Raw genomic sequence first — 23,813 nt, forward strand, 5'->3', positions numbered from 1 at the left:
AACCACACGGACTCCCCAATTGCCAAAGGGGTACTCATGCAATTGTCCACGAACTGCAGGAGGGGTGCGATAGGATGGGGTCATGCGTGAATCAGAACCAGAACGCGGGGATTCCCGGGACCTGCTGCAATCCGAAGCCAAATATTCTGAACACCCAGCGAGCGACACTGAACCGGGGTGGAAGGTCAAAGCCGAGGTCATCAATGGGCGCTATGCCGCCACGGAGCTTGTCTTGACTCCGCCCGCAGGACAAGGTCTCACCCGGAGCATGCTGCACGGCATGGACATCCATGGACTTGTCCGGGATGCGGTGATGGAAGCTGAGGCCTTTCCGCCCGTTCCGGCAGGAGCAGGTTGGACGGTGGCCATGGCCCAAGCCATGGAACCGTTTCTTCCCGACAGCGCCTATCCGCCCACCGGCGAGGAGAAGCTGAAAGCGATCGCCCACCTCTACCGGACGGCGAAACTGACAAGGATTCCGCTGCATAGGTTGGCGTCTGTGATGGGTGTCCACAAGAAGACGTTGCAGCGCTGGGCGCGGCAGGCTGAGGACGCAGGGTTTCTTACCGCAGCAGACAGGACCTGGTAGGTGTAGCCATGGCAACAGTTGAGGCGTACAGGTTGGGCAACGGGCAACGCCGGTACGCGGTCCGCTACCGCAAACCGGACCGTGGGCAAACCATGAAGCGCGGATTCACGTCCAAGAGGGACGCTGAATTGTTCCTCGCCTCCGTCGAAGTATCCAAGGCGCGCGGCGAGTTCGTAGACGCCACAGCAGCCAGGGCGCTCATAGGCCCGCTGGGTGCAGAGTGGCTGGCCCGGCAGACGCACTTGAAACCGTCGTCCTATCGTCCGGTGGAATCGGCCTTGAGGATCCATGTGCTGCCGAGGTGGGGGAGCGTCGCGGTGGCCGAGGTGCGGAAAACCGCCGTTCAGCAGTGGGTCTCCGAAATGACCACCGGAGATCCCGACGCGACGCCTGCCCGGAAGCCCAAAGGGGCGACGCTGGTTATTCGGGCCTACGGAGTGCTGGCCTCGATCCTGGATGACGCCGTGAGCGACAGGCGGACACTCAGCAACCCGTCCCGGGGCGTCTCACTGCCCCGGAAGGTAAAGAAACCTCACGTCTACCTCAGCCATGAGCAGGTGCACGCCCTGGCCGCAGCGAGCAAGTACCCGGGCTTGGTCCTGGTGCTTGCCTACTGCGGCATCCGGTGGGGTGAAGCCACCGCGCTGAGGGTGAAGCACCTGGACATGCTGCGCCGTCGGCTGATGATCGAGGAAAACGCTGTGCAGGTGGGCTCCGTGATCGAGGTGGGCACTCCGAAGAACCACAAGAAGCGCACTGTGCCCTTCCCTCGGTTCCTGGGGGAGCACCTGGCTCGGGCCTGCGAGGGCAAGGGACGGGATGATCTGGTGTTTCCTGGCGAGAACGGGCACCATTTGCGGCTGGCCCGGGTGCATGAGGACAACATGAGCTGGTTTGGCAGTGCCGTGAAGCGGACAGGCATTCCCCGGATCACGCCGCACGACCTCCGACACTCGGCCGCGAGCTTCGCCGTGTCGTCCGGCGCGAACGTGAAAGTGGTTCAAAAGATGCTGGGACACAGCTCGGCGGCCATGACGCTGGACACGTACGCGGACCTGTTTGACGGTGACCTGGACTCAGTTTCAGACGCACTGGATCAGGCCGTTTCACAGTCAGGTGTGCTCAAAATGTGCTCAAAACCCTGATCCGGGGCAAAGCAAAAGGCCCTGCTTCCCTTTGTTTGCAAGGGGAGCAGGGCCTTTCTTATTGGCGGTGACGGTGGGATTTGAACCCACGTTGGCTTTTACACCAAACAACATTTCGAGTGTTGCACCTTCGGCCGCTCGGACACGTCACCAACCTGACTAGGGTACCGGAGCAAGGCGCCCATCCACAAAACGGGCCCCAACAGCACCCGCACACCGACTCGCCGGAACCCGCCACCCTTCCCCGCGAACAGCCCGGGCACTAGATTCGTAAGCACAATGACGACTTCTGAACAGCACGCCACGGCCACCGCCTATTGGACCGTCGGCCCGGAACAAGGCGAGCTCCGCAGCGAGGACCTGCCTGCCCCCGGCCCCGGGGAGGCATTGGTCCGGACCCTGTATTCGGGCATCAGCAAGGGCACCGAGCTGGTGGTCCACCGCGCGAGTGTACCGGAGTGCGTCGCCAACGCGATGGCCGCCCCCAACCAGGAGGGGGACTTCCCGTACCCGGTGAAGTTCGGCTACCTCACCGTGGGCGTGGTCGAGGACGGACCGGAGGGCTGGGCCGGGAGGACCGTCTTCTGCCTCTACCCGCATCAGGACCGCTTCATCGTCCCGGTCGAATCACTCACCATGATCCCCGACGGCGTCCCCGCCCGCCGCGCGGTGCTCACCGGCACCGTGGAAACCGCGATCAACGGCCTCTGGGAGGCCGGACCTCGCTTGGGCGACAGGGTTGCCGTGATTGGGGCCGGACTGGTCGGCGGTATGGTGGCCAAGCTCCTGGCCGGTTTTCCGCTCGCGCGGCTGCAACTGATCGACGTCGACCCCGCCAAAAGAGCGTTCGCGGACGCACTCGGCGTCGACTTCAGCCACCCCGACGACGCCCTCCCGGACTGCGACATCGTGATCCACTGCTCGGCCTCGCAGGAAGGGCTGCAACGAAGCCTGCAGCTGGTGGGCGACGACGGCGACATCATCGAAATGTCCTGGTACGCCGACCGGAAAATCTCCCTCCCACTGGGGGAGGACTTCCACGCCCGCCGCCTATCCATCCGCGCCAGCCAGGTGGGGATGGTGGCCCGCGCCCGCCGGCACCGCCGCACCAACGCCGAGCGCCTCGCGCTCGCCGTGTCCCTGCTGCAGGATCCGGTCTTCGATGTCTTCCTGACCGGCTCCTCGACGTTCGCAGAGCTCCCCGGCGTCGTCCAGCGCCTCGCCGACGGCAACCTGGACGCCCTGTGCCACGTCATCGAATACCCGTCCTGGGACGCTCAATCCGCCGACCAGCCCACAGAGTTCAAATCCACCGACCAGCCCACCGAAGCCACGAGGTAGCCCGTGTTTAGTCTGACCGTCCGCCGCAACTTCATGATCGCCCACAGCCTTCCGCGCGAAGTCTTCGGCCCGGCCCAGGGCCTGCACGGGGCCACCTTCGTCACGGAGGTGACCTTCCGCCGTCGTGAGCTCAATGACGACGCGATCGTGCTGGACATCGGCGCGGCAGGGGACGCGGTGGACGAGATCCTGGACGAGCTGAACTACAAGAACCTCGACGAGCACCCGGACTTCTCCGGCAAGCTGAGCACCACCGAAGCCCTCGCCCGGTACATCGCCGACGCCGTCGCCACCCAGATCCGCGTCGGCAACGACGGGCGCGACCTCGCCGGGCTGGACGTCACCCTGCGCGAGACCCCCGATGCCTGGGCCAGCTACTCGCTGGACTTCGACGCCAGCTAGGCGGCGCAGATGCCGCCGGCCAGCCCTCGTGTCCGTCTTGTGGTGCCCGGCAACGTCCGGCACAACTCCGGCGGCAACGTCTACAACGCGGCGCTCGCCGCCGAACTGGCGGCCCTCGGTGCCGCGGTGGAAACCTGCCCGCTCGACGGCGACTGGCCGGGAGGCAGCGCGGGGGACCGGCGGCGCCTGGCTACGCTGCTGCATGCGGGGCCCGACGGCGATCCGGCCGGGGGCGGCGGCCCCGCAACTGCCGGTGCCGCAACCTCGGGCACAGTGACGGTGGTCGACAGCCTCCTCGCCTGCGGTGCGCCCGAGGAGCTGGAAGCGGCCGCTGCGGCCGGGGTCCGGGTCTGGATCCTGCTGCACATGCCCCTGCCGGACCACCCGGAGCGCGAACGCAGGGCCCTGCGGGCGGCTGCCGGCGTCATCTGCACGAGCGGTTCGGCCGCGGCGGGCATCCGCGCCCGCCACGGCCTCGACGGCCTCCGGGTGGCCCTGCCCGGGACCGCCCCCGCGCCGCTCGCGGCCGGCAGCCTGTCCGCCGGCGCGCCGCACGTCATCGCCGTGGCGGCCCTGCTGCCGAACAAGGACCAGTCGCTCCTGCTGGACGCGCTCGCCCGGCTCGCGGCTGTGCCCTGGACGGCGTCCCTCATCGGCTCTGACACCGCCGATCCGGCCTACGCCGCGCAGCTCCGGACCTCCGTGGAACGCCTGGGCCTGGCCGGGAGGGTCCGCATCCCGGGCGAGCTCCGGGGCCCGGCACTGGATGCTGAATGGGATGCGGCCGATCTGAGCCTGCTGATTTCCCGGGCCGAAACCTACGGCCTGGTGGTCACCGAATCGCTGGCCCGCGGCATTCCCGTGGTGGTGCGCGAGGGCACCGGAGCCGTCGAGGCGCTCGCCGCCGGCACCCTGCCCGGGCCGCCGGCGGCCTTTCCGGTGCCGGACACTCCGCCCGGGACTCCGGTGCCCGGGTTGCCGGGCGCCGCCGTCGGGCTCGGAACGGACCCCGCCCCGCTGGCGGACCTGCTCCGCCGCTGGCTGGAGGACCCCGGCCTCAGGGACCGCTGGCGGGAGGCGGCAGCGGCCGCCCGGGGCTGGCTGCCCGGCTGGGACGCCACCGCCCGGACCGTTCTGGGCTTCCTGTCGACGGAACCGACGGAACCGACAGCACCCACGGACCCCGCGGAACCCGGTGAAACGGGACGGCTCAGAAACCAGACGGCGGGGGTTGATACGGCTTCTTGATACCGCTGACAGAGAAGCTGTTGGAGAATGAGCCCATGAGCACCCACCCTGTCGCCACACAATCGCCGTCGGTAGAAAAGCCCGTCAACCTGCCGGAGCCGCAGAGCTTGACCCCGGAGCGGCTCCGGGCATGGTCCTGGCACCGGCAGGGCCTGGACGGCTGGTTGGCCGGCTGCACGGCGGAGCAGGTCCTCGCCCGGGCAGGCTGGGCCCGGTCCGTGGGCGGCGCCAACCCCTACCTCACGCTCTTTGCCCGCGCCGGCATCCGCCGCGAACAGGTGGACGCCGACGTCCTCGCCCACCGGATCCTGGAACTCCCGGTCGCCCGCGGCTGCACCTACGTCCTGGGCCGGGAAGACTTCGCCTGGGCGCTTCAGCTGGGCCGGGACGCGGCCGAGTCCGCGTTCAAGGTGGTCGGCCGGCTCGGCGTGGACCGCGGCGAGATCACGCTTCTGGAAGAGCAGGTGCTACACACGCTCGCCGAGGCGGAGGGGCCCATGGATCCCCGGCAGCTCAAGGACGAGCTCGGCGATTCAGTGCGGAACCTTGGCGAGGAAGGCAAGAAAAAGGGCGCCACCACCACTCTGCCCACCGCCCTGGGGATCCTGCAGTCCGACGGCAGGATCCGCCGGGTCCCGGCGAACGGGCGCCTGGACCAGCAGCGCTACGCCTACCAGCCCTGGGGCCTGCCGCCCAGCGATCTTGACGACGAGGATGCGCGCACCGAACTGATCCGCCGCTACCTGGGCTGGACCGGCGGAGCCACCTTCAAACAATCGCAATGGTTCACGGGGTTCACCGTGGCGCAAAGCAAGGCGGCGCTCGCCGCCGCCGGGGCCGTCGAGGTGCCCACCGCCCTGTCCACAGCACCGGCCGGGCCACACGCTGCCGGCGGGGACCCACTGTGGATGCTGCCCGAGGACCTCGGCGGCCTCGCCGCCTTCGAGGAGCCGGCGGGGGAACAGATCCAGCTGCTGGCAGGAACGGATTCCCTGTTCCTGCTGCGCCGCAATGCGGCGGACCTGCTGGCCGAGGAGGACCTGCACAAGCCGGCGCTGGGGTCGCTCGCGCTGCAGGCGGATCTCCCGGACCACCCGATCCTGGACCGCGGCCGGATCATCGGACTCTGGCAGTACGATCCGGCCCAGGAACGGATCGTGCCCTGGCTGTTCCACGGCCCCACGCCCGCGGTGACGCAGCGGATCGCCGAGGTGGAAGCCTGGATCCGCGAGGACCTCGGTGATTTCCGGGCCTTCAGCCTGGACTCTCCGGCCTCCCGGCAGAAGCGGATCGATGGGCTCGCGGCTTCCGCTGTAGCCTCAGCCTCACCGGCCGCCGCGTCATCTGCCGGCGGCGCCGGCTAGCCGGAACGGATCAGGCGCGGTGCCCGGCGAAGAAGTCCCGCAGCAGTGCTGCGCACTCCTGCTCACGGACGCCCGCAACCACTTCCACCCAGTGGTTGAGCCGGCGCTCGCGAAGGATGTCGAACACGGAACCCGCGGCGCCGGCCTTCTCGTCCCAGGCACCGAACACCACCCGCGGAATCCTGGCGAGGACGATCGCTCCAGCGCACATCGCGCAGGGTTCCAGGGTCACCACCAGAGTGCAGTCCTCAAGCCGCCATCCGTCGTCGCCCTTGCCCTCCAGTGCCCGGTGCGCCCGCAACCTCGCGGCGGCCTCCCGGATGGCGACCATCTCGGCGTGGGCCGTCGGGTCCCCCAGGGCCTCCCGTTCGTTTCGCCCGGCGCCCAGCACGGAACCGTCCGGTCCGATCACGACGGCGCCGATCGGCACGTCCGCGGTGGCCAGGGCATTCCGGGCCTCCGCCAGGGCAAGGCTCATCCATTGGGCATGGCGGGGCTCCGGGGCAGTCATGGGTCAATGATAGTTTCGACCCTAAGCATGCTGTGCAGCTCGGCTGTGCGGCCCATGTAATTAACGTTGTCAAGTAGTCGGGAGACGGCCGTGACCACCGGAACAGAGAACTGGCTGGCGCACCGCTGGGGCAAATGGGTGGTGCCCTACGCGGCCCTGTGGATCACCATGCTGATCGGCGGCGTGGTGGTGGTGATCCTGGCCCTGGTGAGCGCAGAAGTCTACGACAACGTGGTGGACGACGCCGGCCTCGCGAACCTGGACAAACCGACGCTGGCGTTCATGGAGCAGTTGCGCAGCCCCGGCCTCGACGCCTTTGTCACGGGGTTCACCAACATCGGCGGCGGCATCGGGATGCCCATCCTGGCAAGCATCCTCACGGCAGTGCTCATCTACACCTCCCGGACCTGGCGGCCGCTGATCCTGATCGGCGGTGCCGCCGCCGTCTCGGTCACGGCCACGTCCGTGGGCAAGAAACTGATCGGCCGTACCCGCCCCGACCATGCCGACGCTGTGCCGCCCTACGAGAACTCGCCGTCCTTCCCGAGCGGCCACACGCTGAACACCACGGTGGTGATCGCACTCGTGGTGTACCTGGCCTGCCTGCAGATCAAGCGGACCAGCGCCCGGATCGGCCTGATCACCGCGGGTGTGATCTTCATCGTCGCGATGGGCCTCAGCCGGGTCTACCTGGGCCATCACTGGATGACCGACGTGATCATCGGGTGGGTCATCGGGCTGGCCTGGGTGGGGATCGTGATCCTGGCCCACCGGCTCTTCCACGTGCTCCGGCACCGGGAACACGCCGGCGCCGCGCCGACCTTCGACCACCCCGCCCACCTTCATGACGGCACCGCCGACGGCAGTGCCGGCGGCAATGCCGTCGGCACTAAAACGGCCGATACGAAGGACGCCGATACTCCGGGCACCGCGGGACGGTCCTCAGCATCCGGGTGATAGTTTTGACCCATGCGCACTCTCGTTGTGGACCACCCGCTGGTCGCCCATAAGCTCACCGTTCTGCGGGACAAGAACACCCCGTCCCCGGTCTTCCGCCAGCTCACCGAGGAGCTTGTCACGCTCCTCGCGTACGAAGCCACGCGTGACGTCCGCACCGAACCGGTGACCATCGAGACGCCCGTCAGCACCACCGTCGGCACCGCCTTCACCAAGCCGACCCCGCTGGTGGTCCCGATCCTCCGGGCCGGGCTGGGCATGCTCGAGGGCATGACCAAGCTGGTCCCCACGGCCGAGGTCGGCTTCCTGGGCATGGCCCGCGACGAAGAGACCCTGGACATCATCACCTACGCCGAGCGCCTCCCCGAGGACCTCACGGACCGGCAGATCTTCGTCCTCGATCCCATGCTGGCCACCGGCGGGACCCTGCGCGAGGCCATCAAGTTCCTCTTCAAGCGCGGCGCCTCCGACGTCACCTGCATCTGCCTGCTTGCCGCCCCGGAGGGCCTGGCCAAGCTGGAGGAAGAGCTGTCAGAGGCCAACGTGACGATCGTGCTGGCCTCGATCGACGAGAAGCTCAACGAGAAGTCCTACATCGTGCCCGGCCTGGGCGACGCCGGAGACCGCCTGTACGGCATCGCCGGCTAGGAGCGGCGCCGCCGAGGCGCAACACGGAGGGTCCCTTCCGCGCAGCCGCGGACCGCGCTAGCCTGTGCGGCATGGATTGGAAACTTGAACTCGTGTTTGTGCCGGTGTCCGATGTGGACCGGGCCAAGGATTTCTACGTCAACAAGGTGGGCTTCAACGCCGACTACGACGAACGGCCCATGGAGGGCCTCCGGTTCGTCCAGCTGACGCCACCGGGCTCCGGCTGCTCGATTGCCATCGGCGAGGGCCTCAACGACGCCCCGCCCGGTACCGCGCCCAGCCTGCAGCTTGTGGTCAGCGACATCCAGGCCGCGCACAAGCAGCTCAAGGACAACGGCGTGGACGTCAGCGACGTCGACGTCCAGGACTGGGGGCACTTTGTCCACTTCGCCGACCCCGACGGCAACAAGTGGGCGGTGCAGTACATCCCGCACCGGCCCAACGGCTGATCCCGGCAGGCTCCGCGCGGCCGGCTGACCCTGGGCCATGCGGCAGGATGGAGGCATGAGCTCTCCATCCCGTTCCGGCACCACCACCCTGACCGCCCGTGCCGTCCTGTTCGACATGGACGGCACGCTGGTGGATTCCACCAGCATCGTGGAGCAGGTGTGGACCACGTTTGCGGCCCGCTACGGCCTGGACATCGGCGAGATCCTGCGCTCCTCCCATGGCGTCCAGGCCATGGACACGGTCCGCAGGTTTGCCCCGGCCGGCTCCGACATCCGGGCCCTCGCGGCCGAGCTCGGCCGGATGGAGCTGGCCGAGACCCTGGGCATTGTTCCGGTGCCCGGTGCGCCGGAGCTGCTGTCGAGCCTGCCGCCGGATGCCGTGGCGCTGGTGACGAGCGCGTCACGGGACCTGGCCGGGGTCCGGATGGCAGCCGCGGGGATCGGCGTCCCGGCCGTCTCAGTCACATCGGAGGACATCATGCGGGGCAAGCCCCACCCTGAGGGATACCTCCGGGCGGCGTCCCTGCTGGGTGTCGTCCCGGCCGATGCGGTGGTGTTCGAGGACGCCCCGGCAGGCATTGCCGCGGGCATCGCCGCCGGCGCCCGGACCGTGGCGGTAGGGCCCAATACCGGCGAACTGCCGGACGGTGTGCTGCACATTCCCGACTACTCCGGGGTGGCCGTGACCACCCACGTCACCGGCGCCGGCCTGCGCACCCTGTCCTTCACCTTCTAGCCCCCACCTTTTAGCCCCGCCGCCGCCCGGCCCGGACCCGACGGCGTCGCCCGCCTACCCGGCCAGCAGGTACACGCTGGTCCCGCCCACGGTCCGGGCGGTGAAGTTGTCCTGCACCCACGCGGCAATCTGCGCGGCGTCGTTGGCTCCGCTTTCGCCCTGCATCATGCGCCCGGCAATGAAGTAGTGGATCTTGCCGTCGGCCACGTATTGCTGGAACTGCGCCAGGGTCGGTGCGGGGTCCGTGCCGTTGAACCCGCCCACGGCCATCACCGGGAGCCGCGTCGCCAGCTGGTAGCCGGCGGCGTTGTTGGATCCGACGACGGCGGCGGCCCACGTGTAGGTCCCGGCATCTGTCTGCAGCGCGGCCACGAGCGCCGCCGACGGCGTGCTGGCCCCGAGCAGGCCGCCCATTCCGCCCGCCCCTTGTCCGCGGCCCGTCCCGGCGCCTGTGCCTGTGCCGTTCGCCATCGTGGCACCGCCGAAGCCGCCTTCTGCCGCGCCGCCGAGGGCCGGCGGTATCCCGGCCCCGCCCCGTCCGGACACGGCCGGGCCGGCGCCGACAATCGAGCCGCTGTAGGCCGTGGCCGCGGTGGACAGCGAGTAGGCCAGCGGACCGGCGAGGGCCGCGGCGACGGCGAGCGCCGCCGTCGTCCGCGCCACCGTCCTGGACGCCACCATCCCCGTCCCCTTTACCCCCGGCGCCGCGGCGGCCAGCACCAGGCCGGCGGCGGCGAGCGCACCCAGGAGCGTCACCCAGCGCAGCCACGGCATGTACGCCGCGGTGCGGACCAGCAGTTCGGCGGCCATGGCCCCGGCCGCCACGATCGCCACCGCGAGGACGGCGGCGGCCACGGGCTGGTTCCGCCGCTGCCAGAGCAGGACGCCGCCGAGCCCGGCGAGCCCGGCGATCCCGGGCGCCAGCGCCACCATGTAGTACGGGTGGATGATCCCGGCCATGAAGCTGAACGTCAGCCCGGTAACGGCAACCCAGGAACCCCAGATGATCACCGAGGCCCGTACCGGGTCGGTGCGCGGCGCGCGGCGGCCCAGCCAGAACAGCCCCGCTCCGAGCAGCAGCACCGAGGGCAGCAGCCAGGCGATCTGGCCGCCGAACTCGCTGTTGAAGAGCCGGAACAGCCCGGGCGTGCCCCAGCCGTTGCTGCCGCCCACACTCCCGGTTTCATCCCCGTTCAGCCGGCCCAGGCCGTTGTAGCCCAGGGTCAGTTCCATGATGGAGTTGTTCTGCGAGCCGCCGATGTACGGGCGGTCCGCCGCCGGAATGAGTTCGACCGCGGCCAGCCACCAGCCGGCGGCGACAGCCATCGCCGCGCCCGCACCGAGCAGGTGAAGAATGCGCCTGCCCGCCGCTGCCGGCGCCGCGAGCAGGTAGGCCACGGCGAAACCGGGGACAACCAGCAGGACCTGGAGCTGCTTGGTGAGGAACCCGAAGCCCAGCAGCACCCCGGCGAACAGCAGCCAGCGCACGCGCGCGTCCTGGATGGAGCGCAAGACGGCGTAGGCGGCCGCGGTCATCAATAACACCAGCAGGGCGTCGGGGTTGTTGAACCGGAACATCAGGACGGCCACCGGTGTCAGCGCCATGACCGCACCAGCGAGTAGCCCCGCGCGGTGGGCCAGGCCGACGTCGGCCGTGGCGGGGGCCGCGGCCCGGCGGACGGCCAGATAGACCAGCCAGACCGTGCCGACCCCCATGAGCGCCTGCGGCACCAGGACGCTCCAGGAGCTCAGCCCGAAGATCCGCACCGACAAGCCCATCACCCACAGCGACGCCGGCGGCTTGTCCACGGTGATGGCGTTGGCGGCGTCGGAGGAGCCAAAGAACCAGGCCGCCCAATCCTGCGACCCGGCCTGGGCCGCCGCGGAGTAGAACGCGTTTGCCCAGCCGGAGGCGCCGAGGTTCCACAGGTACAGCACGGCCGTGGCCAGCAGCAGCCCTGCCAGTTCCAGCCGCATCCGCAGGGCCCGGGCGCCACGGAGGGCGCGCGTGCCGCCAGCAGCCGGGGGCTCCAGTCGCCGACGGCGGTCCCGGGCTTGCGGCCGCGGCCGCCCCGGCGTGCGGGCCGGCGCCGTGTCGGAGTGGGGGCTCAGGGTGTCAGTCATGGCGGTCTACGCTCCCAGTTTGTAGACGGTGGCGTTGCCCACGGTCTGGGCCTGGTAGTTTGCCGCGACCCAGGTGGCGACCTCGGAGTTGCCTCCGCGGCCCCCGCCCATGCCGCCCATGCCGCCGGAAATGAAGTAGCCGATCTCGCCGCGGTCCACCATCGCCTGGAACTGTGCGAGCGTCGGGTAGGGGTCGCCGCCGTTCCAGCCGCCGAGCGCGATCACGCTGGTGCCGGTGGCGAGTTCCAGGCCCGCGGCCTGGGTGGCGCCGGAGACAATCGCGGACCACTTGGCGCCGGAGGACTTCAGCAGCGCGGTCAACTCCGCCGAGGACGTTTCCCCGCCCGGGCCGCCGCCCATGCCGTCACCGCCGCCCATGCCGTCACTGCCTGTCCTGCCTGCCGCCCCGAAGCCGCCGCCCATCGCGGACGCGGTGGGGCCGGACATGGGGATCGAACCGGAATGCGGCTGGGCGACGGTCGCCAGTGTCCACGCGGTGCTTCCGAGCCCGCCGGCAAGCAGGCAGAGGACCACGACGCCAGCCGTGGCGGCCTTGCGGAACCGCGCCGGGAGAGCCGCCATACCGTCCGCCCGCAGGAGCAGGGCCGCGGCGGCGAGCACGCCCAGGACCACGATGATCACCCGGAGCCCCGGAAGCCAGGACGGGTCGCGGCCCAGGAGCACGGCGGACCAGACCGAGGTGGCCAGCACCGTCACGGCCAGGACAACCCGGGCCGGCAAGTAGGCCCGGCCCCGCCACAGTTCCAGGGAACCGATGCCCGCCAGCGCGGCGATGGCGGGGGCCAGCGCCACGGCGTAGTACGGATGCACGGTGCCGCTCATGAAGCTGAAGATTCCCGCCGTGATGACCAGCCAGCCGCCCCACAGCAGGAGCGCCGCACGGGTTTTCGAGGTCCTGGCCTCGCGCCGGGTGAACCACAGGCCGGCGGCCAGCAGGATCAGGGCCGCCGGCAGCAGCCAGGACACCTCGCCGCCGAAGCTGGTCCCGAACATCCGGGTGATCCCGGCCGCGCCGCCGAAGCCGACGTTTCCGTTGCCTCCCGGGCCGCCGGGGTTGCCTCCCAGGTTTCCTCCGGCGGGCATGCCCCCGCCTGACCCGGTGATCCGGCCCAGGCCGTTGTAGCCGAACGTGAGTTCCAGGAAGCTGTTGGTCTCCGACCCTGCCATGTACGGCCGGACCGAGGCCGGGGTCAGCTGGAACAGGACAACGTAGCTTCCGGCCACGACGGCGATCCCGGCGGCGGCGGCCAGCAGGTGCAGGAGCCGGCGGCCGAGGGTGGCGGGCGCCGCCCACAGGTAGGCCAGGGCCAGCCCGGGAACGATCAGGAAGCCCTGCAGCATCTTGCTCAGAAAGGCCAGGCCGATGACCGCGCCGGCCGCGGCGAGCCACTTCCAGCCGGCCTTCTCGATGGCGCGGGTGGTGAGGTAGGCCGCCAGCAGCAGGCACAGGGTGAGCATCGCGTCCGGGTTGTTGAACCGGAACATGAGGGCGGCTACCGGGGTCAGCGCCAGGGCGCCGCCGGCGAGCAGGCCCGCGGCCGGCCCGGACACCCGCTTGATGGTCAGGTAGAGAAGCCCGACGGCGGCCACTCCCATGAGCGCCTGGGGGATGAGCATGCTCAGGGCCGAGAAACCAAAGATCCGTCCCGCGAGGGCGGGGATCCAGAGTGCGGCCGGGGGTTTGTCCACCGTGATGGCATTGCCGGCGTCGAGGGAGCCGAAGAGCAGCGCGGTCCAGTCCTTGGTCCCGGCCTGGATCGCCGCGGCATAGAAGGAGTTGGCGTAGCCGGTGGCCTCCAGATTCCATAGGTACAACGCCGCGGTGATCACCAGGAGCAGCGCTGCCGAGGGCCGCACCCAGCGGGGCTGCGGTCCGAACAGCAGCCGGCCCCGGCGGCCTTGGGCGGCCGGCGCCGGGGACGCGGGCAGATGGGTCGCGGTCCCGCCGTCTCCGGGAACCGGGTGTTGCTGTTCCTCGGCGGCCGGCGGCCTGCCGGCCGGGGAACCGCCCTGGGCTCCGGCGGTGGGGCTGATGGTTGCCGTCATTTACTTGGCCTTTTCTGTGCGGGGGAGGGAAGGATCGGGGGCGCCGGAACGGCAGCGGCGGGCCTGTGGCGGAAAACAACCAGCCGGAAGAGCAGGAACTTCACGGCCGTGGCGGCCAGGTTGGCGGCGGTGACCGTGAGCAGTTCAAGCCAGCGGTCCGGTGCCGCTCCCGATGCGGCGTGAACGAGGGCGAGTGCGCCCGAGGTCAGGGCCAGCCCGATGCCGAAGACCAGCAGCCCCTCAAAATGGTGGCGAGCCGCCTGGCTGCTGCCCTGGATGCCGAACGTGAAGCGCCGGTTGGCCGCAGTGTTGGCCACGGCGGTGGTGAGCAACGCGAGGAAGTTTGCCAGCTGCGGGTCCACGAACCCGCGGCAGAGCAGGAAGATCGCCAGGTAGGCCAGGGTGGAGGCCACCCCGATGCTGCCGAAGCGGACGAGCTGTCCGAAGAGGCTTCCGCCGGGGCTTTGTTCCTGGGCCCGCGAGGCGGCCGGCAGCGGTCCACGGGCCAGGGCCGCGCGCAGGTCGGGAACCGGGATCCGGCCCGAGACCAGGTCCCGGCTCAACCGTGCCATGCCGCGCAAGTCCGCGAGGGCCGTCTGGACGATGTCCACGCTGGAATCCGGGTCGTCGGTCCAGTCCACCGGGACTTCGTGGACGCGCAGGCCGCACTTTTCTGCCAGGACCAGCAGCTCGGTGTCGAAGAACCAGGCGTTGTCCAGCGTGTGGGGAAGCAGCTGCCGGGCCACGTCCGCCCGGATCGCCTTGAAGCCGCACTGCGCGTCACTGAATTGGGCGCCCATGAGGGCCTGGAGCAGTAAGTTGTAGCTGCGCGAGATGAATTCCCGTTTGGGTCCGCGGACCACGCGGGAGTTGCGGGTCAGCCGCGTCCCGATCGCCAGGTCGGAGTGCCCGGAAATGAGCGGGGCTAGGAGCGGGCCGAGGGCCGCCAGATCAGTGGAAAGATCCACATCCATGTACGCCAGGACCGGCGACGGCGAGGCCAGCCACACCCTGCGAAGTGCGTTTCCGCGGCCCTTTTCCGCCATATGGACCACCGTCACTTCGCGCAGCTCGCGGGCTACCCGTTCCGCGGCCTTGAGCGTTCCATCGGTGCTGGCGTTGTCCGCCACGGTGATCCGGAAGGAATGCGGGAAGGCGCCGAGCAGGTACGCGTGGAGCCGGCGCAGGCAGGCCTCGAGGTCCCGTTCCTCGTTGAAGACCGGGATGGTGACGTCCAGCAGGGGCGTGCTGGCGCGCGTATCAATGGCCGTGCGCCGGCCGCCGGTGCCGGTCAGCGCCCCGGCGATCGGGCCCGGGACCGGTGCGTCGGCCAGCGCAAGCCCCGAGGGTGCCTCGGGGGTCGCCGGGCCAGCCGGCGTCGCCGTGGAGCGGGGCAGGGTTCCTGTGGCCTGGTCTGTGAATGTCATGGCTCAACTTTCCCGGCGGCCCATATGAGGGCTTTAGGGTCAAGCTGTGCGGGGACTGTGGAATTCTGGCCCGCCGGGCCGGTCCCGCAGTGGAGACGCAAGGAGGCCCCCGCGTAGTGGAAGTTCAGGGCACCGCAGGGGGAACCGTAGCGCGACTTGACGTAGTTCAGGCCCCAGTTGATCTGGGTCCGGTAGTTAGTCATGTAATCGGCGCCGGCGCTCGCCATCTTCGAGGCGGGCAGGGACTGGACCACGCCGTAGGCGCCGCTGCTGGCGTTCGTGGCGGTGGTCTTCCAGTCGGACTCCTTGGTCCACAGCTTGTGCAGGCACTGCATCTGGCCAGGTGCCCAGCCATAGCGGCCCAGCTGGGACGCGGCGTAGGCCTGCGCGCCGGCGGGGTCGTCGATTGCGACCGGTGCGGGGGCCGGAGCGGCTGCCGGTGCCGGAGCGGGTGCCGGAGCGGGAGCTGCCGCGGGAACCCGAGCAGGTGCGGGGGCTGCCGCGGGGGCCGGAGCAGGTGCTGCCGAGGCTGCCGGCGCGGCAGCAGCGGGGGCGTGGATCAGCGCTTCGGCTGCCTTAACCTCCGAGATCTGGGGAGCCACGTTCTTTTCCGCTGGAGCGCCCGGGCCAGCCACCTGGACCCGCTCGAAGTTGAGCTTGGCCAGCGGGTCGGCGATCGTGGCCGTCTGGCTCGCAACATTCGCCGTGTGGGCGCCGGGCTCTGCCGCTTGGCTGGCGGCACCGCCACCCAGTAGCAGTGCGCACGCGGCGGTGACGACGGCGGCACGGCGGCCGGTTACACCGAGCCCGGCGGCGAACCGCGACAGGGCGGATGCCTGCTTGACCGGTTCGGCGCGGTGGCGCGACTTGGCTGCGCCAACTGAGCGGGAATGCGAACCGCCGTCAGGGCGTGTTTGTACCTGGAATTCAGTCATGGTGGCCTCTCAACGCCGGCGGAGTTAGCTGTCGGGTTCGGATGAGGTCATCCGGCYGCACGGAACATCACGTGTCGGCTTCACCCCGAGGGCGCATGAAAGCAGAATGCCCGGGAACTCTGGGTCCCCCGCCTCTGCCTGGTCCAGCGGAATCCGGGAAGCGGCAGAGTTTGGCGTCCGTCCGGATATGCGGCACCGATGGCGGCGCACGCTAACGACGCTACAGGACCTGGCCGCTTAAGTCACATTTTGGTAACAGGAGTCACAGTGCCGGGGTGTCGGGTTGCGCCGGGTTCGCGGGCCGGCCGGTCCGGGCCGTTTGCGCCGACGGCGGCCGTTCCGGTTAAGCCGGCGGCGGCGCGGCGGGCAGCCGCACGGCGAACTCCGTGCGGCCCGGCCGGGACGTGACCTCGACTGTTCCTCCGTGGGCCTCCACGATCGACTGGACGATGGACAGGCCCAACCCGCTGGTGCCCTCGGACGTCGGCGCGGCGGTCGCCGTGCCGTGACCTCCGCGGCTGCCGGAAACGGCGCCGGAGGACGAGCGTGCGGGGGCCCCGGACCCTACCCTCGCCGTCGCGACGGCAGAATCGGCGGGGACGGCTGCGGGATTCGACGCCGGATTGGTGCGCGAGGCGTCGGCCCGGGCGAAGCGGGCGAAGACCCGGCCGATAAATTCCGGGGCGATGCCGCTGCCGTTGTCTGTCACGGTGACCACGGCACTGCCGTCAGCCGAGCGCATAACGCCCGTGACCACCTTGGTCCCGGGTTCAGTGTGCTTGCGCGCATTGGATAGCAGGTTGGCGAGGACCTGGTGAAGCTGGGTCGCATCACCGCGCACCACCACGGGCTCGTCCGGAAGTTCCAGCTGCCAGATGCGGTCCGGGGCCATGACTTTCTCATCGCTGACCGTCTCGATGGCCAGTTGGGTGAGGTCGACGTCGGAGATCTTGAGCGGCTGCCCCTCGTCCAGGCGCGCCAGCAGCAGCAGGTCCTCCACGAGCGTGGTCATCCGCTCGGACTGGCTTTGCACACGGGCGAGGGACCTCTCGCCGTCGGGGGTGAAATGCTCGGTCATCCGCATCAGCTCTGTGTAGCCGCGGATGGCCGTCAGCGGGGTGCGGAGTTCGTGCGAGGCGTCGGCGACGAACTGCCGGACCTTCATCTCGCTCTCCTGCCGCGCCTCGAGAGCGTTGGAGACGTTGTCCAGCATCTTGTTCAGCGCGTAGCCCACGCTGCCCACTTCCGTTCCGGGATGGGCCGCCGACGTCGGGACGCGGACCCCGAGCGCCACCTCGCCGGCGTCCAGCGGGAGACGGGAGACCTTGGTGGCGACCTCGGAGAGCTGTTCCAGCGGCTTCATGGTCCGCCGGATCAGGGCTGTGCCGGCGAGCCCGATCAGCACGAGTCCCCCTGCGGACACCACCACCATGGTCCAGACCAGGGAGGCCAGGGTGTTTTGTTTTTCTGCCAGCGGGAGTCCGGTCACGATCACGTCGCCGTACGGTGTGCGCGCGGCTGTGAGCCGGTAGGCGCCGGCCGAAAGGTTGCGGTCCACGGACACGCCGCTCGGGGTGAGGGCCAGGAGAACGTTGTTGTCGGCGGGGGAGAGGCTCTTGACCGCGCCGTCCCCGGCCAGGAATCCGGCCCTGCTGACTTCGCCGTCCACTATCCGTGCGTTCAGCGTCCCGACGCCCTGTCCCCGGGCTTCGAGGGGGTCGGGACGCCTGCCCGAATCGTCCGAGGAGGGCCGGCCGAATTCGCTCGAACGGTGCGAGGCCTGGTCCAGCTGGGTGTCGAGTTGCCGGGTGAGGAAGAGGTCCATGGAGGCGTAGCTGAACAAGCCCACAGCGCCGCAGATGGCCACGAGCAGCGCCATGGCTACCAGGACCAGCCGGGTGCGCAAATGCCACGTGGACGGGTTGCGCCAGTCGCGTCCGGGGACGCGGGTCATGCCGGAAAGTGAGGGCACGGATCAGTCCGCCGGTTTCAGGACGTACCCGGCTCCGCGCACCGTGTGGATCATGGGAGCGTGGTTGGCGTCGACCTTCTTGCGGAGGTAGGAAATGTACAGTTCCACGATGTTCGCCTGCCCGCCGAAGTCGTAGTCCCAGACACGGTCCAGGATCTGGGCCTTGCTGATGACCCGTTTCGGGTTTTCCATGAGGTAGCGCAGCAGCTCGAACTGCGTGGCGGTCAGGTGCATTTCCTCACCGGCCCGGGTGACTTCGCGGGTGTCGACGTTGAGCACGAGGTCTCCCACCACGAGTTCGGCGGTGTCCATGGCGGCCACTCCGGAGCGCTGGACCAGCCGGTGCAGGCGCAGCAGCACCTCTTCCATGCTGAACGGCTTGGTGACGTAGTCATCGCCGCCGGCCGCCAGTCCGGTGATGCGGTCCTGGACGGCATCCTTGGCGGTGAGGAACAGCGCCGGCACCTCCGGCGCGAACGCGCGGATCCTGTTCAGCAGTTCGACGCCGTCGAACCCGGGCAACATCACGTCTAGCACCAGCACGTCGGGGCGGAAATCCTTGGCCAGCCGGACGGCTCCAGGCCCGTCCTCGGCCACGGCCACGGACCAGCCGGCCATCCGCAGTCCCATGCTCATGAGCTCGGAGAGGCTGGGCTCGTCATCCACCACGAGGGCGCGGATGGGGGAGCCGTCCGGATGCGTGAGCTGGGGAAGGTTGTTGGTCATGGAGTGCGAAGTGGCCATGGGGACAACTCTCCGATCTGCCGGTTAGGCGGGGCTTTGGGGACCCTGTGCGGCACCTGTGAATCCCAGCCTAGCGAGCTGGATGCCGTTGCGGGACCTTGTTGGCCGCACCGGCCATGTTCAAACCCCTTTCCCGTCCGGCGCCAACGTCACAGGCCGGGCTGTCGGCCCGCACAGCCCAAGCACAGGATCGCTCACCACGCTGGGGTGAACACCGGTCCGCACCCTAAAGGAGAAACACCATGAGCGGTCAGCATCCCGGAGCCGGTTCCGGACCAGCCCCCGAGTCAGCCCCTGTACCCGCCCCCACGCCCACCACCGGCGCGCCAATGGCGCCCGCGCCCGTAGCCACACCCCGTACTGCCTGGCAGTACAGCGCCGGACACACCGACGGCGGAACAGACCACACCGGACACGCCGGCGCCGGGCACGCCGACGGCGGGCGGCCTGAAGCAGGCGCTGCCGGCGGCTGGGGCGCGCCTCCGGTTTGGAAGGTTCCGGCCTCGGAACCTGCCTGGGGCATGCCCCGGCAGGAACCTGTCCCCGCCGCAGCCACAGGCTGGGGCGCGCCGGGAACTTCCGCCAAGACGGCCTCGGCGGCGAAGCCCTGGACCCTCAAGCGGGGGCTCGCCGTCGCCGGGGCCGCCGCAGTCCTGGCCGTCGGCGCCGGGGCCGGCGTCTATGCCCTCACCTCAAGCGCAACGGCAGCCACCGGTGCGCCCGGCGGGGCGGCAGCCGGCGGACCCGGCGGCCAGGGTGTCGCCCCGGGCGTGCCCGGTTCAGCGCAAGACGGTTCCGCGCAAGGTGGTTTCGCGGGCGGCGGCATGCCGGGGCCGGGCGGTCCCGGCGACTTCGCTGCCGGTGGCATGGGCAGCGGGCTTTCCGCGGCAGTGCACGCCGAATACGTGGTGCTGCAAGGAAGCGCGTACACCACGATGGCCGAGCAGTTGGGCACAGTGAGCGAGGTCAGCTCGTCCTCCGTGACGGTCAAGAGCAGCGACGGTTTCACGCGCAGCTATGCGCTGGGCAGCGACGTGGTGGTGAGTAATCTGCAACAGCGGCGCCAGCAGGCCGGCGGCACGGGCACGCAGCTGAGCGTCGCGGACATTGTCGCTGGCGGGACGGTGCGGATCGTGGCGGCCAAGGACGGTTCCGGCTACACGGCGGCCTCCGTCATGCTGGTCGCGGCGACGGCCACCGGCCAGTTGAACTGAGCCGCCGCGGCCGGCATCGCCACCGTGCCTGGCCGGCGGCGATTCCGGCTGCCCACTCCGTGGACCGCCTCGCAGGCAGCGGTGCGCAGGCGCGGTTTGGCCCAACTTGCCGTGCTGTGAACGATTTGCCTGATGTAGCCGCCGTGGACCGAATAATATTCGAGAAAGGGTACCTGCTGACCTTCCGGTCAGTAAAACACTTGTTATTTTATTGCCGCTACAGAATTGTGACTTGCGCTACAAATCCTCGATCTGTCTCACTATGTGGAACCTGGGGTCCATTGTTACTTGCACGTTTACATTGTTACGTTGCACACTTCAATTGTGAACAAGAACTCAACAGCACCTGCAGCCGCAGCTTCCTGGATCAGCACACCCGCTGGTACCGAGATGCGCTGTTGTCGAATGCACGCCTAACTTTTACACCCCTAAAGGTTTCTAGGCATTCGCCCCCAAGCCCAGAGTCGGGCGCCCCTCCCCAATTTCATTGCGGGGAAAGAAGCATTCGAGCCGCGATGACGGCCATTCACATTGAGGTAAGCATTCCATGTCAGTTGCATCCGGATACGTCCACATCTCCGTCCGTAACGCCAGCAAGGCCGGCCAGGCCTCAGGGATCCGCCAGGGCTTCGGCGGGCGCTCCGCTTTCGCCCCCGCCGGATCCGCGGGCAGCTTCCCCGCCCCCGGATATGCAGCGCAGGGCTACAACCCTGACTCCTACGGCCAGCTCCGTGCCGTCCCCCCCGCCCCCGCCACGGCACCCACCCCGGTGATCGCCCCGGGTGCCGGCAGCCCGGTCCGTCCGGCCCCCAGCGACAACGTCGCCCGCGGCTTCGTGCTGTACATGGGCATCGACGAGGAAACCGCGGCTGCAGCCGGCACATCCATCGCCAAGCTTGCCCAGGAAATCCGGGCCTACGCACAGTCGCTCGTGGCCGGTGCCGAAAGCTATGCCGCCGTCGCCGTCGCGCCGGCCAGTGCCCCGGGTTCCGCCCTCGACGTCGTCCGCTCGACCTTCGGTGACCCCACCGCGGGGGCCCGCCAGCGCACCGAGACCGCCCGCCTGCAGCAGCCGCAGGATCCGCGGCCTTCCGGGGTGCTGATCGACCTCGCCCGCCGTGAAGTGCACCTCGACGGCGAATCCCTGAACCTCACGTTCAAGGAATTCGAACTCCTGAACTACCTCGTGGAGAACGGCACCCGCACCGTTGGCCGCGACGAGCTCCTCGAAGGCCTGTGGCGGAACGCCGAAGAGGTCCCGAACGAGCGGACCATCGACGTCCACATCCGCCGCCTGCGTTCCAAGCTCGGCCGCCTCGCCAACACCGTGCGCACCGTGCGCGGCCAGGGTTACCGGTTCTACGAGCACCCCGAAGTGGTTGTCTGGGCCGCTCCGGAATACTCGATCTAGCCTCAGCTTTACGCAAAGCGCCCGTCCCTGCTTAGGGGGCGGGCGCTTTCGCGTTTCCGGAAGCTTCAGTGGCTTTCCGCCGGCAGCCACATTCCCCGACGGGCGCATTGGGTGGGCTGGCTGACGGGCCTTCGCCGCCGCTGCTGGTGGTTTTGGTTGGACTCTGTTGCCTTTCGGGGGTCCGGCGTAGTCTCGGACCGTTGAGCCGACTATTGGGAGGAAGACATGTCTGTTGCACGGATTACTACCCTGAGCGCGAACTCCAAGACCTCGTTCGATGCCGCCATCAAGGAGGGCATCGACCGGGCCAATAAGACGCTTCGCAATGTCACGGGGGCATGGGTGAAGGAACAGAAGGTCGAAATCAGCGACGGCGCCGTCGTTGCCTGGCACGTCGTGCTGGAAGTGACCTTTGTCCTTGAAGACTGAGCGGACGCTGGTGGGATGCGCGCCCGTGGGCCAGCCGCCGCACTAGGATTGGGGCATGAGCGCGCATCACATCAAACGGCTGGTGATCATGCGGCACGCCAAGTCCGATTGGCCCGGCGGGGTTGCCGACCACGAAAGGCCGCTCGAAGAACGCGGCCACAAGGACGCCCCAGTCGCCGGAAAGTGGCTGCTCAAGCACGGCGTGGTCCCCGATTTCATCCTCTGCTCCAGCGCTTTGCGGACCCGCCAGACCTGCACGTGGGTGTGCCACGCCCTCGGAGACAAGGCGCCAACGCCCAAGCTCGAGGATGGGCTGTACGCCGCCTCCGCCTTGCGCATGCTGGCCGTCATCAACCACGTCCCTGACACCGTCACCACCCTCATGGTGATTTCCCACATGCCCGGGGTGCAGGACCTTGCGATGCATCTGGCGTCGCGCGACTCCGACCACGATGCCTACATGGACGCTGCCACACGCTATCCGACCAGCGGGCTGACCATCCTGGAAACGGAAAAGTCGTGGGCCGAACTGGACGGGCAGGACGCCAAGCTGACCCACTTCAAGGTCCCCCGCGCTAAATAGCCGCAGGTCCGCCCGGTGAGGGCTGCGGAATCCATAGCAACCGGCGCCGATCTGCGGTTTACTGATGCTGTTTAGTCATGTGGTTTTTTCCAGTGGTTTTGGGGCATCTGTTGCAACCCGGAGAAAAGGTGATCAACGTGGATTCAGGGCAGCTCATAGGAATTATTGTCGGCATCGTCGTGGTGCTCGCGATCGTAGCGGTGGCGGTCATGGTCAGCCGCAAACGCAAGGTGGCCGCGGACCGGAACCGTGCGGCCGAGATGCGTGAACAGGCCAAGGCCGACGAATTCGCTGCGCGGGAACGCGACGCCAAGGCGGCCCGTGCCGAGGCCGACGCGCAGGAGGCCGACCTCGAGGCCGAGCGATTGCGGCAGGAAGCCCGCAAGCGCCAGGAAGAGGCCGAAAGCGTCCGCTCCGGCGCGCAGGAGCAACTGCGCAAAGCCGACGAAGTGGACCCTGACGTAGTCACATCTGAACGCGGCGGCGAGAGCGGGCAGATGCCGACCCGCGGGGATTTGCGCGCCGAGAGGGCCGCCGCCGAACCCGCAACGGGCAGCCAGGTCCCCGGCCAGCAAACGTCCGGCCAGCAAGTGTCTTCCGGCGAACAAGCGTCCGGCGAGCCAGCGTCCGGCCAGCAAGTGCCAGCCGACCAGCGCAGCCGCGAGGACGTAACCCGGACCGACACGGACCCGGGCCCGGATGCCACCCCACGGGAAGACAAGCCTCGAAACCTCTGAGCGGAACTCCTGAGCTGGCTCCAGGCGGAAGATCCTGTGCTGAACCTCTCCGCCTGTGCTGAGCCTTTCGCCGGGTGGTGATGCGCGGGACTCAGCGGCGGGCCGAGGCCCGGGCTGGTGATTTGGGGGCAGGCGACTTGGCCGGGGTCTTCGTTGCTGGCTTGACCGGTGTCTTCGCCGGTGACTTGGCCGCGGGACGGGCAGTGGCCCGCGGAGCAGCCGCCCGCGGAGCAGCCGCCCGCGGAGCCGCCGGGCGCGCGGCGGTTCCTCTCGGCGTCGGCCGCGGTGCGGAAGGCCTCGGATTCGCAGACCTGGCCCCCGCTCCCCGCGCGGCGGGCGACGGGCGGCGTCGCGGAGCACGGCCCGGGGAACGCCGGCCGTGGCTCCTGCCGGGCAGGACGGTGCCGGCGAACAGCAACAGTAAGGTGACGGCTCCGGCGGCCATGGCCAGATAGAAGTACAAATCCGGATGCTCGGAATCGACGCGCGTGGACAGGGCCTCGGGATCGGGGTTGAAGGCCAGCCCCCACTGACGCAGGAAAGCGACCCCGAACGCGATGAAGAGGATGCTGCCGACCCCGCTCGCGGCCAAAGTCTTGTGCCGGCGCCGGACCACCACCTCCGCCACGCAGGCCACATAGGCCGTCGCGGCAGCCCCGACGAACCACACCAGCACCCACTCTTGCAGGGTGATTCCGGTCAGGACCAGAAGTGCCAGGGCAGTGAGAAACGCTCCGATGGCGACTTTCCCGTTGGTACCCATGTGACGCATGTGAACAA

23 protein-coding genes, 1 tRNA gene and 1 riboswitch are annotated in these 23,813 nt (G+C 69.2%); of the genes, 15 read left to right on the plus strand and 9 right to left on the minus strand.

Annotated features, from left to right (window positions below):
• Positions 1–82: 82 nt before the first annotated feature.
• Both AC1DZV_RS10755 and AC1DZV_RS10760 read left to right on the plus strand, forming a co-directional pair.
• Positions 83–589, plus strand: coding sequence for a hypothetical protein (locus AC1DZV_RS10755; protein WP_476953697.1), 507 nt, complete (start codon positions 83–85; stop codon positions 587–589).
• A gap of 8 nt (positions 590–597) precedes the next feature.
• The gene (locus AC1DZV_RS10760; protein ID WP_476953698.1) at positions 598–1,734 is read left to right on the plus strand and encodes a tyrosine-type recombinase/integrase; all 1,137 of its coding nucleotides are present in this window, start codon (positions 598–600) and stop codon (positions 1,732–1,734) included.
• Positions 1,735–1,796: 62 nt separating this feature from the next.
• On the opposite strand, the gene AC1DZV_RS10765 is transcribed toward AC1DZV_RS10760, so the two are convergent.
• Positions 1,797–1,886 (minus strand) — tRNA-Ser (locus AC1DZV_RS10765).
• A gap of 127 nt (positions 1,887–2,013) precedes the next feature.
• On the opposite strand from AC1DZV_RS10765, the gene AC1DZV_RS10770 reads away from it, so the two are divergent.
• The 4 genes from AC1DZV_RS10770 to AC1DZV_RS10785 are packed head-to-tail and all read left to right on the plus strand — an operon-like array spanning position 2,014 to position 6,089.
• The gene (locus tag AC1DZV_RS10770) at positions 2,014–3,075 is read left to right on the plus strand and encodes a zinc-dependent alcohol dehydrogenase (protein WP_476949835.1); all 1,062 of its coding nucleotides are present in this window, start codon (positions 2,014–2,016) and stop codon (positions 3,073–3,075) included.
• 3 nt (positions 3,076–3,078) lie between these two features.
• Entirely contained in the window at positions 3,079–3,477 is a 399-nt protein-coding gene (locus AC1DZV_RS10775; RefSeq protein ID WP_243182173.1) for a 6-pyruvoyl trahydropterin synthase family protein, read from the plus strand.
• A gap of 9 nt (positions 3,478–3,486) precedes the next feature.
• Positions 3,487–4,725, plus strand: coding sequence for a glycosyltransferase (locus tag AC1DZV_RS10780; protein WP_476953699.1), 1,239 nt, complete (start codon positions 3,487–3,489; stop codon positions 4,723–4,725).
• Positions 4,726–4,760: 35 nt separating this feature from the next.
• The gene (locus tag AC1DZV_RS10785; RefSeq protein WP_476949833.1) at positions 4,761–6,089 is read left to right on the plus strand and encodes a DNA glycosylase AlkZ-like family protein; all 1,329 of its coding nucleotides are present in this window, start codon (positions 4,761–4,763) and stop codon (positions 6,087–6,089) included.
• Between the two features lie 10 nt (positions 6,090–6,099).
• Here AC1DZV_RS10785 and AC1DZV_RS10790 read toward each other — a convergent pair whose 3' ends face one another.
• Positions 6,100–6,600, minus strand: a complete 501-nt coding sequence (locus AC1DZV_RS10790; protein ID WP_028277768.1) for a nucleoside deaminase — start codon at positions 6,598–6,600, stop codon at positions 6,100–6,102.
• A gap of 90 nt (positions 6,601–6,690) precedes the next feature.
• Here AC1DZV_RS10790 and AC1DZV_RS10795 point away from each other — a divergent pair, with 90 nt between their 5' ends.
• The 4 genes from AC1DZV_RS10795 to AC1DZV_RS10810 all read left to right on the plus strand — a co-directional run bounded on the left by AC1DZV_RS10795 (position 6,691) and on the right by AC1DZV_RS10810 (position 9,390).
• Entirely contained in the window at positions 6,691–7,557 is an 867-nt protein-coding gene (locus AC1DZV_RS10795) for a phosphatase PAP2 family protein (RefSeq protein WP_476949832.1), read from the plus strand.
• A 12-nt stretch (positions 7,558–7,569) separates the two neighbouring features.
• Positions 7,570–8,205 (plus strand): uracil phosphoribosyltransferase, encoded by a 636-nt coding sequence (gene upp / locus AC1DZV_RS10800; protein ID WP_018774274.1) that lies wholly within the window; start codon positions 7,570–7,572, stop codon positions 8,203–8,205.
• A gap of 71 nt (positions 8,206–8,276) precedes the next feature.
• Positions 8,277–8,654 (plus strand): glyoxalase superfamily protein, encoded by a 378-nt coding sequence (locus AC1DZV_RS10805; protein ID WP_026266579.1) that lies wholly within the window; start codon positions 8,277–8,279, stop codon positions 8,652–8,654.
• Between the two features lie 55 nt (positions 8,655–8,709).
• Positions 8,710–9,390 carry an HAD-IA family hydrolase gene (locus AC1DZV_RS10810; protein WP_476949831.1) on the plus strand — a complete coding sequence of 227 codons (681 nt, stop codon included), beginning with the start codon at positions 8,710–8,712 and terminating at the stop codon, positions 9,388–9,390.
• 54 nt (positions 9,391–9,444) lie between these two features.
• Here AC1DZV_RS10810 and AC1DZV_RS10815 read toward each other — a convergent pair whose 3' ends face one another.
• The 6 genes from AC1DZV_RS10815 to AC1DZV_RS10840 all read right to left on the minus strand — a co-directional run bounded on the left by AC1DZV_RS10815 (position 9,445) and on the right by AC1DZV_RS10840 (position 18,659).
• Positions 9,445–11,514 carry an ArnT family glycosyltransferase gene (locus AC1DZV_RS10815; protein ID WP_476949830.1) on the minus strand — a complete coding sequence of 690 codons (2,070 nt, stop codon included), beginning with the start codon at positions 11,512–11,514 and terminating at the stop codon, positions 9,445–9,447.
• A 6-nt stretch (positions 11,515–11,520) separates the two neighbouring features.
• Complete coding sequence (locus AC1DZV_RS10820; RefSeq protein WP_476949829.1) at positions 11,521–13,581, minus strand: glycosyltransferase family 39 protein; 2,061 nt, start codon at positions 13,579–13,581, stop codon at positions 11,521–11,523.
• Positions 13,578–15,008, minus strand: a complete 1,431-nt coding sequence (locus tag AC1DZV_RS10825) for a bifunctional glycosyltransferase family 2/GtrA family protein (RefSeq protein ID WP_476949828.1) — start codon at positions 15,006–15,008, stop codon at positions 13,578–13,580. The genes AC1DZV_RS10820 and AC1DZV_RS10825 overlap by 4 nt, the downstream gene beginning before the upstream one ends.
• The gene (locus AC1DZV_RS10830) at positions 15,005–15,943 is read right to left on the minus strand and encodes an aggregation-promoting factor C-terminal-like domain-containing protein (protein WP_476953700.1); all 939 of its coding nucleotides are present in this window, start codon (positions 15,941–15,943) and stop codon (positions 15,005–15,007) included. The genes AC1DZV_RS10825 and AC1DZV_RS10830 overlap by 4 nt, the downstream gene beginning before the upstream one ends.
• A riboswitch (cyclic di-AMP (ydaO/yuaA leader) is annotated at positions 15,943–16,102 on the minus strand. It overlaps the preceding gene by 1 nt.
• A 184-nt stretch (positions 16,103–16,286) precedes the next feature.
• Entirely contained in the window at positions 16,287–17,897 is a 1,611-nt protein-coding gene (locus AC1DZV_RS10835) for a sensor histidine kinase (RefSeq protein WP_476949990.1), read from the minus strand.
• Between the two features lie 21 nt (positions 17,898–17,918).
• Positions 17,919–18,659, minus strand: coding sequence for a response regulator transcription factor (locus tag AC1DZV_RS10840; RefSeq protein ID WP_476949826.1), 741 nt, complete (start codon positions 18,657–18,659; stop codon positions 17,919–17,921).
• 242 nt (positions 18,660–18,901) lie between these two features.
• Between AC1DZV_RS10840 and AC1DZV_RS10845 the strand changes: the two genes are divergently transcribed.
• The 5 genes from AC1DZV_RS10845 (at position 18,902) to AC1DZV_RS10865 (ending at position 23,033) form a co-directional block, all read left to right on the plus strand.
• Positions 18,902–19,873, plus strand: coding sequence for a hypothetical protein (locus tag AC1DZV_RS10845; RefSeq protein ID WP_476949825.1), 972 nt, complete (start codon positions 18,902–18,904; stop codon positions 19,871–19,873).
• Between the two features lie 547 nt (positions 19,874–20,420).
• Positions 20,421–21,284, plus strand: coding sequence for a winged helix-turn-helix domain-containing protein (locus tag AC1DZV_RS10850; RefSeq protein WP_243181814.1), 864 nt, complete (start codon positions 20,421–20,423; stop codon positions 21,282–21,284).
• 225 nt (positions 21,285–21,509) lie between these two features.
• Positions 21,510–21,713 carry a dodecin family protein gene (locus AC1DZV_RS10855; protein WP_018774263.1) on the plus strand — a complete coding sequence of 68 codons (204 nt, stop codon included), beginning with the start codon at positions 21,510–21,512 and terminating at the stop codon, positions 21,711–21,713.
• A 55-nt stretch (positions 21,714–21,768) separates the two neighbouring features.
• Entirely contained in the window at positions 21,769–22,296 is a 528-nt protein-coding gene (locus tag AC1DZV_RS10860; protein WP_018774262.1) for a SixA phosphatase family protein, read from the plus strand.
• A gap of 137 nt (positions 22,297–22,433) precedes the next feature.
• Entirely contained in the window at positions 22,434–23,033 is a 600-nt protein-coding gene (locus tag AC1DZV_RS10865) for a hypothetical protein (protein ID WP_476949824.1), read from the plus strand.
• Positions 23,034–23,124: 91 nt separating this feature from the next.
• On the opposite strand, the gene AC1DZV_RS10870 is transcribed toward AC1DZV_RS10865, so the two are convergent.
• Positions 23,125–23,805 carry a hypothetical protein gene (locus tag AC1DZV_RS10870; RefSeq protein WP_476949823.1) on the minus strand — a complete coding sequence of 227 codons (681 nt, stop codon included), beginning with the start codon at positions 23,803–23,805 and terminating at the stop codon, positions 23,125–23,127.
• Between the last annotated feature and the right edge of the window lie 8 nt (positions 23,806–23,813).

Source organism: Arthrobacter sp. P1_D12, from assembly GCF_056406175.1.